The following is a 10,279-nucleotide window of genomic DNA, read 5'->3' on the forward strand; positions in this document are numbered from 1 at the left end:
CCCCGGAATCCCGGGGCGCGCGGCCTTCTGCGTGGTACCGCCGTCGCGGACTCAGACGGTGGTGATGACCTGGTCGATGTCCAGGCGCGGGGAGCGCGGGTACCAGGCGGCCTCGCCCGGCTTGCCGATGTTGACGACCATCATCGGGGTGTGGTCGGCGTCCAGGAACTCCTTCTGGATGCCGGCGAGGTCGGCGCCGGTCATCGGGCCCGCGGCCAGACCGGCGGCGCGGACGCCGACGATGAAGTACGCGGCCTGCAGCGCGGCGTTGAGCAGCGCGGACTGCTCGCGCACCGGGCGCTCGGCGAAGAAGAGGTCCTTGGCCTGCGGGAAGCTCGGCAGCAGGGCCGGGAGCTCCTCGTGGAACTCGTTGTCCGCGGAGAGGATGGCGACCAGCGGCGCGGAGGCCGTCTTGGCCTTGTTGCCCTCGGACATGTGCTGCACGAGTCGCTCGCGGGCCTCGGGGGAGCGGACCAGCGTGATGCGCAGCGGCGTCTGGTTGAAGGCGGTCGGACCGTACTTCACCAGGTCGTAGATCGCCTGGACCTGCTCCTCCGTCACCGGCTCGTCGGAGAACGAGTTGGCGGTACGGGCCTCGCGGAACAGGAGGTCCTGAGCGGCGGAGTCAAGAACGAGAGACATCGGAAAGCCTTCTTCCATGCGGCAGGCGGGGTGAAGCGTTGACTCGAACACTACGGCGAAAGTAGATGAACTTTCAACTAAATCCTCTGGGGGTGACCGAGGTCACTCGCCGTCCGCCCCCGGCCCCGCCCCCGGCCCGCCGTCGCGGGCCGCCAGCGCCGAGTCCAGCCGGGCGCGGGCCCCTTCCAGCCAGTGCCGGCACACCTTCGCGAGCTCCTCGCCGCGCTCCCAGAGCGCCAGGGAGTCCTCCAGCGAGGTGCCGCCGGCCTCCAGCTTGCGGACGACCTCGATCAGCTCGTCCCGTGCCTGCTCGTACCCCAGCGCAGTTTCGGCCTCGGCCATTCCCGTTCCACCTTAAATTCGTAGTACAGCGAAAGTGTTGCGGCAGTGTGTCGTTCGCTAGGCGGTGCCCTGCTCCGGGCCGGCCGCCTCCGCGACCCGTACCGCGAACTCGCCCTCCGCCACCCGCGCGCGCAGCTCCTCGCCCGCCACCACGTCCTGCGGCGAGCGCACCACGTGCCCGTCCGCCCGCTGGAGCACCGCGTACCCGCGCTCCAGCGTCGCCGCCGGGGACAGCGCCACCACCCGGGCGAGGGTGTGCGCCAGCTCCGAGTCGGCCCGGTCCAGCAGGTGCCCCAGCGTGCGCCGGCCGCGCGCGAGTAGCGCCGCCAGCTCGTCCTCGCGGGTCTCCACCATCCGCTGCGGATGTACGAAGACCGGCCGCGCGAGGGCGTGTGCGAGCCCGCGCTCCTCCCGGTCGAGCAGGCCCCGCACCGCGCGCAGCCCCCGGCCCTGCAACTGGCGCACCCGCTCCAGCTCCTCGCCCACGTCCGGGACCACCTTCTTCGCGGCGTCCGTGGGTGTGGAGGCCCGCACGTCCGCGACCAGGTCCAGCAGCGGGGAGTCCGGCTCGTGCCCGATCGCCGAGACCACCGGGGTACGGGCCGCCGCGACGGTCCGTACGACCTCCTCGTCCGAGAACGGCAGCAGGTCCTCCACGCTGCCGCCGCCGCGCGCCACGATGATGACGTCCACCTCGGGCAGGGCGTCGAGCTCCTTGACCGCCTGGATCACCTGCGGCACCGCATTGACCCCCTGCACGGCGACGTTGCGCACCTCGAAGCGGACGGCCGGCCAGCGCCGCCGCGCGTTCTCCAGTACGTCCCGCTCGGCCGCCGAGGCCCGGCCCACCACCAGCCCGATCAGCTGCGGCAGGAAGGGCAGCGGCTTCTTGCGGTCCAGCGCGAACAGCCCCTCGGCGGCCAGCGACCGCTTGAGCCGCTCCAGCCGGGCCAGCAACTCGCCGATGCCGACCGGCCGTATCTCCGTGGCCCGCAGGGACAGCTGCCCGCGCGGGGCGTACCACTCCGGCTTGGCCAGTACGACGACCCGCGCGCCCTCCGTCACCGAGTCCGCGACCTCGTCGTAGACCTGGCGGAAGCAGGTCACGCTGAGCGAGATGTCGTGCGAGGGGTCGCGCAGCGTCAGGAAGACCACCCCGGCCCCCGGCCGCCGCGAGAGCTGGGTGATCTGCCCCTCCACCCACACCTGGCCGAGCTTGTCGATCCAGCCCCCGATGAGCCGGGACACCTGGCCGACGGGCAGTGGCGCCTCCGCCGATGTATTCAGACCCATGCACGCAGGCTAGCCGCCGGGGCCGACACCCGAGCCGGGCCCGGCTGGTCCGTCGCTCGCGCGTCGGCCGCGCTGGAACACCAGCACCCCCAGGCCCACCATCAACCACACCGCCCCCACCACCTGCGCCGTCCACGCGGCCTCGACGATCACCGCCACGGTCACGGCGGCTCCCAGCACCGGGCAGACCAGGTGCTTCCACCGGTTCGGGGGCCCTTCCATCCGCTTGACCACGAACCAGCCCACCACCGAGGCGTGCAGCAGGGTGAACGCGACCAGCGCCCCGATGTTCACCACGGAGACCAGGTGGTCCAGCCCGTCGTCGCGCCGGGCCGCCCACACCGCGGCGACCAGCGTGATCGTCGCCGCCACCAGCAGCGCCGGCCGCGGGGTCCCGCGCGAGGTCCCTGCCAGCACGCGCGGCAGCCGGCGCTCCCGGGCCATCGCGAACAGCAGCCGCCCGGCGGCGGCCTGCCCGGCCAGCGCGGCGAAGGCCGCGCCGATCGCCTTGCTCGCCGCGACCAGGTCGTGCAGCCAGAGCCCCACGGAGGACTCCACCGCGTCGTAGAAGGCCGGGCCCTGCTTCACCGGATCAGCGGCCAGCTCGGCGGACGACACGGGCATCAGCAGAGCCGCCAGATAGGTCTGGGCGATGAACAGCACCCCCGTCAGAGCCAGGCAGAACAGCACCGCCCGGGCCACCCGCGCCGAACCCCCCGTCACCTCCTCCGCGAAGGAGGCGATGGCGTCGAAGCCCAGGTACGAGAGCACCGCGACCGACACCGCGCCCAGCACGGCGGCCGTCGAGAAGCCGAGCGAGCCGTCGCCGGTCAGCGGCGAGAGCCAGCCGCGCCGCGCCCCGTCCCGGACCAGCACCGTCACCGCGGAGACCAGGAACACCAGCAGCACCAGGATCTCCATGGCCAGCACGGCGAAGCCGACGCGCGCGGCAGCCCGTACGCCCCACAGGTTGAGCAGGGTGGTCACCACCACCGCCAGCGCCGTCCACACCCACCGCGACACCTCGGGGACCAGGGCGTTCATCGCGATCCCGGAGAAGAGGTACGCCACCGCCGGGATCAGCAGGTAGTCGAGCATCGCCATCCACCCGGCGATCAGCCCGGGGCCCTCGCCCAGGCCCTTGCGGGCGTACGTGAACACCGAGCCGGCCTGCGGGGCGACCCGCACCATCTGCGCGTACGAGAAGGCCGTGAAGGCCATCGCGACCGTCGCGGCCAGGTAGACGAGCGCCACGGCGCCGTGCGAGTTGGCGTCGAGGGTGCCGAAGACCCCGACCGGGGCCATGGGGGCGATGAAGAGCAGTCCGTAGACGACCAGGTCCCGGAATCCGAGGCTCCGCCGCAGCGGGGGCGTCGTGGCGGGGTCCGTGTCCGTGTCCGTAGCGGACGGCATCCGTCCTCCGGTGATAGGGGCGACAGGGATGGCAGGGGCGAGGACAGGGGGGACAGGCTTTCGCCCCAGTCTGTGCCGGACGGGGGACGATCAGCCTGCTGGAGACCCCCGTACGATGGAGCCCATGACTGCTCCCGCATCCCGCCGTGTCCTGCTCGCCGCCCCCCGCGGCTACTGCGCGGGCGTGGACCGAGCCGTGATCGCTGTCGAGAAGGCCCTCGAGCAGTACGGTGCGCCGGTCTATGTCCGCCACGAGATCGTGCACAACAAGTACGTCGTCCAGACGCTCGAGAAGAAGGGCGCCATCTTCGTCGAGCGGACGGAAGAGGTGCCCGAGGGCTCCATCGTGATGTTCTCCGCGCACGGCGTGGCGCCGGTGGTGCACGAGGAGGCGGCGCGCGGCAGGCTCGCGACGATCGACGCGACCTGCCCGCTGGTCACCAAGGTGCACAAGGAAGCCATCCGGTACGCGAACGAGGACTTCGACATCCTCCTCATCGGCCACGAGGGCCACGAGGAGGTCATCGGCACCTCCGGCGAGGCCCCGGACCACATCACGATCGTGGACGGCCCGGACGACGTCGCCGCCGTCGAGGTGCGCGACGAGTCGAAGGTCGTCTGGCTGTCGCAGACCACGCTCTCGGTCGACGAGACGATGGAGACGGTCGACGCGCTGAAGACCAAGTTCCCGCTGCTGGTCTCGCCGCCGAGCGATGACATCTGCTACGCCACCTCGAACCGGCAGGCCGCCGTCAAGGTGATGGGCGCCGACTCCGACCTGGTCATCGTCGTCGGCTCGAAGAACTCCTCGAACTCGATCCGGCTGGTCGAGGTGGCGCTCGACGCGGGTGCGCGCGCCGCCCACCTCGTGGACTTCGCGAGCGAGATCGACGAGGCCTGGCTGGAGGGCGTCACCACGGTCGGCCTGACCTCGGGCGCCTCGGTGCCGGAGGTCCTGGTCGAGGAAGTGCTGGAGTGGCTCACCATCCGCGGGTACGCGGACGTGGAGATCGTCAAGACGGCCGAGGAGTCGATCGTCTTCTCGCTGCCGAAGGAGCTGCGCCGCGACCTTCGCGCCGAAGCGGCCGCGCTGGTCGCCGACAAGTAGCCCCTTTCGTACGGTGTGGCCATGCAGATTTTCGGCGTGGACATCGGCGGATCCGGGATCAAGGGCGCTCCCGTGGACCTGCACCGTGGCGATCTGGCGCGCGAGCGCCACAAGGTACTGACACCGCAGCCGGCCATCCCCGACGGGGTGGCCGGCTGTGTCGTCGAGGTGGTGCGCCACTTCGACTGGGACGGCCCGGTGGGGGTGACCTTCCCGGGGGTGGTCACGGGCGGGGTGACCCGTACGGCGGCCAACATGGACAAGGCCTGGATCGGCGTCGACGTGGCGGCCCTGCTGTCGCAGCGCCTGGACGGCCGGCCGGTGACCGTGCTGAACGACGCGGACGCGGCCGGGATCGCGGAGATGACGTACGGGGCGGGCCGGGACGTTCCCGGGACGGTGATCCTGCTGACGCTGGGCACCGGCATCGGCAGCGCGCTGTTCATCGACGGGAAGCTGGTCCCCAACACGGAGCTGGGCCACCTGGAGCTCAAGGGCCACGACGCGGAGACCCGGGCGTCGGTGAAGGCGAAGGAGGACGGGGACCTGACGTGGGAGCGCTGGGCGCACCGCGTCCAGAGGTACGTGGCCCACGTGGAGATGCTGTTCTCGCCGGACCTCTTCATCATCGGCGGGGGAGTGAGCCGCAAGCCGGAGAAGTTCCTGCCGCTGATCGAGGACATCCGCGCGGAGATCGTCCCGGCGAAGCTCCAGAACAACGCGGGCATCGTGGGGGCGGCGATGGCGGCGCGGTCGGCCGCCTCGTAGGCCTCGGCTCAGGCGATGCGGCGGGGGAGCCGTCTCCTGCCGATCAGCACGGACTTGCGTACGACCGCGATCAGCGCGGCGATCAGCGTGCCGGCGTACAGCCAGCCGGCGTGCAGGGACAGCGCGGACACCAGGCCCATGAGCTGGCCGCCGAAGCCGCCGGAGCCGCCCGCCACGGGCCACACTCCGGCGGCGAAGGCGATCGGCGCGGCGATCGGCGCGGTGATCAGGTCGGCGGGCCGCACCCACAGCGCGGTCGCGGCGGCCACGGGCAGGAACAGCAGCCCGTACACGAACAGCGAGGAGTCGAAGAGCAGCCAGACGATCCCGCCGACCAGCGCCATGGCGGCGCAGGCGAAGAGCCCGCCGCCGAGGCCGGTCAGGCGGGGCCGCGGCAGGCGGCGCGCGAATGCGGGCCTGCCGCCGCCCTGCGGCGCGGGCCCGGACGAGGCCGGGCCCGGGGCCGTGGCCGGGTGCCCGCGCTGGGCCGGGGGTCGCTGCGGGTGAGGGGCCGATCGCGTCCTGTGTTGCTCCACCCTTCCAAAGTAGGCGGGCGGGCCCCCGGATCGGGCCCCGGACACGCGTACATCGAGCGCCACTCAGCGGAAAGTAAACTGTCCGTCGGCCCACACCCGGGCCGCCGCCCCCTCCAGCTACGGGAAGTCGCCAACGTGTCGCTCACGATCGGAATCGTCGGCCTGCCGAATGTCGGCAAGTCGACCCTGTTCAACGCCCTGACCAAGAACGACGTGCTGGCGGCCAACTACCCGTTCGCCACCATCGAGCCGAACGTCGGCGTCGTCGGCGTCCCGGACACGCGCCTCGCGGTCCTGGCCGGCATCTTCGGCTCGCAGAAGGTCCTCCCGGCGACGGTCGACTTCGTCGACATCGCGGGCATCGTGCGCGGTGCCTCGGAGGGCGAGGGCCTCGGCAACAAGTTCCTCGCGAACATCCGCGAGTCGGACGCGATCTGCCAGGTCATCCGTGCCTTCAAGGACGAGAACGTCGTCCACGTCGACGGCAAGGTCTCGCCCAAGGACGACATCGAGACGATCAACACCGAGCTGATCCTCGCGGACCTCCAGTCCATCGAGAAGGCGGAGCCGCGCCTGACGAAGGAGTCCCGCCTCCAGAAGGAGAAGGTCGCGGTCCTGGCGGCGGTCGTCGAGGCCAAGAAGATCCTCGAAGCCGGTGACACCCTCTTCTCGAAGGGCATCACGAAGGGCACGGAGCAGGGCGACCTCCTCCACGAACTGCACCTCCTCACGACGAAGCCGTTCCTGTACGTCTTCAACGTGGACGAGGACGAGCTGACGGACGACGCCTTCAAGGCGGAGCAGAGCGCGCTGGTCGCCCCGGCCGAGGCGATCTTCCTGAACGCCAAGCTGGAGCAGGACCTCTCGGAGCTGGACGACGAGGAGGCCCTCGAGCTCCTCCAGTCGGTCGGCCAGGAAGAGCCCGGCCTCGCCACCCTCGGCCGCGTCGGCTTCGACACCCTGGGCCTGCAGACCTACCTGACGGCCGGCCCGAAGGAAACGCGCGCCTGGACGATCAAGAAGGGCGCCACCGCCCCGGAGGCGGCCGGCGTGATCCACACCGACTTCCAGCGCGGCTTCATCAAGGCCGAGGTCATCTCCTTCGCGGACCTGGTCGAATGCGGCTCGGTCACCGAGGCCCGCGCGAAGGGCAAGGCCCGCATGGAGGGCAAGGACTACGTCATGCAGGACGGCGACGTGGTGGAGTTCCGCTTCAACGTCTGATCGCCTATCCAGAGGCGGCCTGACCTGCGAGGATGCAGGTCAGGCCCTTCTGCTGTCCGCAACGGTCCGCGGAACAGGGAGCAGCTACGTGTCGTAGACCGTGGAGCGGTGTCCGACGTGTACGACCCACACCACCAGCTCCCCGTTGTCGATCGTGTAGACGACGCGGTAGTCGCCGACCCGTAGGCGGCGGCGCTCAGGCTGGGATACGAGTGCGGTGGTGTTGAAGCCGAAGGGGTCGCTCTCCAGCTCTGCCAGTTTGGCCAGGATGCGAAGCGCCATGTCACGTGGGATCTTGCGCAGCTCGGCCTGAGCCTCGGGCCGGAACACCGTGCGGTAGTCACTCACTGCGTGCCAGTGTCTCCCTCATCACGTCCTCGATCGGGACGCCGGCGGCCGGGCTCGCCATGCGCTCGTCGATGATGCGGTTGATCTCGCGCTCTTCCCACTCCTGGTACTTGCGCAGCACCTCAATCGAGACCACGGCGGCGACCTGCTTGCCGCGACGGGTGATGACAGTGGGCACGTCGTCGCGGTCGGCCCGTTCGACGACTTCGGCCAAGTGAGCACGTACGTCGCGGATGGACTCTATGGGCAGCGGCTGAGTCATGCCTCAAGAGTACCGAGTGTGCCATGTGTACACAATCTGGGTTGCATGCACTCGTTGGCATTCGAGGGGGCCCAGGGTCAGGCGTGGGGGACCGCCGTGGCGAGGACCACCTCGAATTCCTCCAGGCTGCGGGTGGTCACGTGGGCCTTCGCCGTGACCTCTCCGCGGACCGCCGCGACGGCGCCACGGGATGCCACGAGTGCGTCGCGGTCGGTGTAGAGCGCGCCGACAGCGGCTCGGCCCCGATCGCGGTCGATGAGCAGGGAGATACCGGCCAGTCCGGGGATCTTCTGGACCTTGGGCAGTGAGGTGTCGCGGAACGTGTCCACCAGCAGGTCGATGTCGGGCGGCCCGACGTCCATGCGGACCAGCCGGAACCCCGCGCCCGGCCCGAGTTCCTCTGCGCGCCGGGCGACCGCCGCTTCCCAGTTGTCGACCGTCACGGTCTGCGCGAAGGGCGCCATCATCTCGGCCCGCCGCTTGCTCAGGTTCTCGTAGCTGGCCTGCCGGGAGGCCTCGTCCTCCCACCACGATCCCACCAGGAGCTTGCCGAGCTCGCGGTCGGCGAACAGACCCATCCCACGAAAGCCCGGCTGCGCCGACAGTAGAGCCCGCCCGTCGGTCCGGAGAGCCTCGGCGACCCCGTCGAGCTCGGCCGGATCCCCCGTTGCATAGATGCTGCGAACGTACATAGCGCCCTTTCCTGCCTTCTGGTGGCCCCGCGCGGGCTCGTGTTCTCCACTCCACGCGATGGCCGGGGCGGATGGGGGTCAACGTGCCCGGGGCATTCAGGTGAAGAGGCGGGCCGTTGCTGGGCGCGTGTGGCTTCCTGTGGAGCTCCTGGGCGACGAGTCGGAAGCTCGGCCTGAGCCTCGGGGCGGAAGACGGTTCGGCACTCACTCACCGCGCGCCAGCGTCTTCCTCATGATGTCCTCGATCGGGATACCGGGTGCCGGGTTGGCCATGCGCTCGTCGATGATCCGATTGATCTCGCGCTCTTCCCACTCCTTGTACTTGCGCAGCGCACCTCGATGGAGACGACGGCTACTTCCTTGGCCCGGCGGGTGATCACTGTGGGTACGTGGTCGCGATTGGCGCGCTCCACGACCTCAGCCAGGTGTCCTCGCGGTCGCGCGTGCTGCGATCGACCCCTCCGCCGCGCGAGTCACTCGGGTCTGGTTCAACCCGCAAACATTCGGCTTCAACGTGTAGCCATTCGCATGCGGGACGTTAGCTGATTAGTCAAACGTGCAGTTCAGAAGGGGCCGGGCTCTGACGAGTCCGACCCCTTCTGCATTCCCGTGCTGACTTGTTGCTGACTTTTCAGCTGCTTCGGGGCGGTGTGAGCTTGTCGAGGTCCAGGCTGACTTCGAAGGGGACCGGACGCTGGAGGGTGCCCCGGAAAATCCCGGCGGGCGCGTAGGCGCCGGTGGGTTCGTCGAGCTCGTAGACGTGGACGACGGGCGCTCCGTCCTCGTCCTCGATGCACCAGTAGTGGGGGATGCCGGCCTCCGCGTACTTGCGGAGCTTTACTGTGCGATCGCGATGGGCGGACTCCGGGGATACGGCCTCCACGACGAGCTTCACGTCCTCCGGGGCGTACCAGGTGCGGTCGGGATCGTAGGGCAGGTCCGTCAGCAAGAGGTCCGGCTCGGGGCGGTTGCGGCCATCGAGGCGGATCGTCATCTCCCGCTCGACCTCGAATCCGGCCGGTGCCTGCGCCATGAGCGTGGTGGTCAGGGCGGTGACGAGGCGGCCATGCCAGGACCGCTGGGGCGACATCATGAAGACGAGGGCTCCGTCGATCAGCTCGGTGTGGCGGGGTGCTTCCGGGAGGCGGTCGAGGTCCTCCGCGAACCAGCCTTCCGCGCGCGGCGGGCGCATCCAGTCGGGCAGTGCGGTCATAAGCCAACCCTAGCGATTGCGGTCGTCGGAGGGGGTGTTCTGCCGCTGATCCATCATCGGCGCATGGGCGTCGTCGGGATGATGGGGCTCGAACGGAGCCGGGAGTGGTGCCGGTGGCGGGGCGCCGAGACGCGACTGGGCGTCGTCCGGGCTGATCTCGTGCTCCGACCGGCCGGTGAGACGTTCAGAGTGGGGATGCCACCTGCGACATCGGAGCGCCGGGATCAGCCGGCGTCAGGAGTCGTGGACGGCGTGGTGGACCGGTGCCCCACCTGAACGACCCAGACCACGAGTGCTCCGTTGTCGAGCGTGTAGACGACGCGGTAGTCGCTGACGCGCAGGCGGCGATGGTGTCCCGTGGAGTGGTGTACCGGATCTTGGCTGAGAAGTGCGCCGTCGTGGTGTGCCCGCGTGCATCGGCTGTTGGTGAACGCTCCC

Annotated in this window: 13 protein-coding genes and 1 pseudogene; 3 read left to right on the forward strand and 11 right to left on the reverse strand. The window is 70.2% G+C overall.

The window, feature by feature from the left end; translation table 11 throughout:
• Positions 1 to 51 precede the first annotated feature (51 nt).
• The 4 genes from ACFWB8_RS35405 to ACFWB8_RS35420 all read right to left on the reverse strand — a co-directional run bounded on the left by ACFWB8_RS35405 (position 52) and on the right by ACFWB8_RS35420 (position 3,690).
• Positions 52 to 642, reverse strand: coding sequence for a malonic semialdehyde reductase (locus tag ACFWB8_RS35405; RefSeq protein WP_385236899.1), 591 nt, complete (start codon positions 640 to 642; stop codon positions 52 to 54).
• Between the two features lie 102 nt (positions 643 to 744).
• The gene (locus ACFWB8_RS35410) at positions 745 to 984 is read right to left on the reverse strand and encodes an exodeoxyribonuclease VII small subunit (protein WP_385236902.1); all 240 of its coding nucleotides are present in this window, start codon (positions 982 to 984) and stop codon (positions 745 to 747) included.
• 57 nt (positions 985 to 1,041) lie between these two features.
• The gene (xseA, locus tag ACFWB8_RS35415; RefSeq protein WP_385236906.1) at positions 1,042 to 2,277 is read right to left on the reverse strand and encodes an exodeoxyribonuclease VII large subunit; all 1,236 of its coding nucleotides are present in this window, start codon (positions 2,275 to 2,277) and stop codon (positions 1,042 to 1,044) included.
• A 9-nt stretch (positions 2,278 to 2,286) separates the two neighbouring features.
• Positions 2,287 to 3,690 carry an APC family permease gene (locus ACFWB8_RS35420; RefSeq protein WP_385236909.1) on the reverse strand — a complete coding sequence of 468 codons (1,404 nt, stop codon included), beginning with the start codon at positions 3,688 to 3,690 and terminating at the stop codon, positions 2,287 to 2,289.
• Between the two features lie 115 nt (positions 3,691 to 3,805).
• Between ACFWB8_RS35420 and ACFWB8_RS35425 the strand changes: the two genes are divergently transcribed.
• Both ACFWB8_RS35425 and ppgK read left to right on the forward strand, forming a co-directional pair.
• Positions 3,806 to 4,798: a 4-hydroxy-3-methylbut-2-enyl diphosphate reductase gene (locus ACFWB8_RS35425; protein ID WP_385236912.1), complete on the forward strand. Its 993-nt coding sequence runs from the start codon at positions 3,806 to 3,808 to the stop codon at positions 4,796 to 4,798.
• A 21-nt stretch (positions 4,799 to 4,819) separates the two neighbouring features.
• Entirely contained in the window at positions 4,820 to 5,566 is a 747-nt protein-coding gene (gene ppgK, locus ACFWB8_RS35430) for a polyphosphate--glucose phosphotransferase (RefSeq protein WP_385236915.1), read from the forward strand.
• Positions 5,567 to 5,574: 8 nt separating this feature from the next.
• Here the strand turns inward: ppgK and ACFWB8_RS35435 are convergent, their stop codons facing one another.
• Positions 5,575 to 6,102 carry a DUF6542 domain-containing protein gene (locus ACFWB8_RS35435; protein WP_385236918.1) on the reverse strand — a complete coding sequence of 176 codons (528 nt, stop codon included), beginning with the start codon at positions 6,100 to 6,102 and terminating at the stop codon, positions 5,575 to 5,577.
• Between the two features lie 135 nt (positions 6,103 to 6,237).
• On the opposite strand from ACFWB8_RS35435, the gene ychF reads away from it, so the two are divergent.
• A complete protein-coding gene (gene ychF, locus ACFWB8_RS35440; RefSeq protein ID WP_385236921.1) occupies positions 6,238 to 7,326 on the forward strand; it encodes a redox-regulated ATPase YchF in 1,089 nt (362 codons plus the stop codon).
• Positions 7,327 to 7,410: 84 nt separating this feature from the next.
• Here ychF and ACFWB8_RS35445 read toward each other — a convergent pair whose 3' ends face one another.
• From ACFWB8_RS35445 to ACFWB8_RS35470, 6 genes and pseudogenes are all read right to left on the reverse strand, one after another.
• Positions 7,411 to 7,674, reverse strand: coding sequence for a type II toxin-antitoxin system RelE/ParE family toxin (locus ACFWB8_RS35445; protein ID WP_266382464.1), 264 nt, complete (start codon positions 7,672 to 7,674; stop codon positions 7,411 to 7,413).
• The gene (locus ACFWB8_RS35450) at positions 7,667 to 7,936 is read right to left on the reverse strand and encodes a type II toxin-antitoxin system Phd/YefM family antitoxin (protein ID WP_060180502.1); all 270 of its coding nucleotides are present in this window, start codon (positions 7,934 to 7,936) and stop codon (positions 7,667 to 7,669) included. Before ACFWB8_RS35450 ends, ACFWB8_RS35445 begins: the two co-directional genes overlap by 8 nt.
• A 77-nt stretch (positions 7,937 to 8,013) precedes the next feature.
• Positions 8,014 to 8,628 (reverse strand): antibiotic biosynthesis monooxygenase, encoded by a 615-nt coding sequence (locus ACFWB8_RS35455; RefSeq protein ID WP_385236925.1) that lies wholly within the window; start codon positions 8,626 to 8,628, stop codon positions 8,014 to 8,016.
• Positions 8,629 to 8,832: 204 nt separating this feature from the next.
• Positions 8,833 to 9,053: pseudogene (locus ACFWB8_RS35460) on the reverse strand (type II toxin-antitoxin system prevent-host-death family antitoxin).
• A gap of 206 nt (positions 9,054 to 9,259) precedes the next feature.
• Positions 9,260 to 9,841 (reverse strand): Uma2 family endonuclease, encoded by a 582-nt coding sequence (locus tag ACFWB8_RS35465; protein ID WP_385236929.1) that lies wholly within the window; start codon positions 9,839 to 9,841, stop codon positions 9,260 to 9,262.
• 224 nt (positions 9,842 to 10,065) lie between these two features.
• On the reverse strand, positions 10,066 to 10,279 hold a 214-nt coding region (locus ACFWB8_RS35470; protein WP_385236932.1), incomplete at its 5' end, for a type II toxin-antitoxin system RelE/ParE family toxin.

It is taken from the genome of Streptomyces sp. NPDC060031 (assembly GCF_042736805.1).
GTDB lineage: Bacteria > Actinomycetota > Actinomycetes > Streptomycetales > Streptomycetaceae > Streptomyces.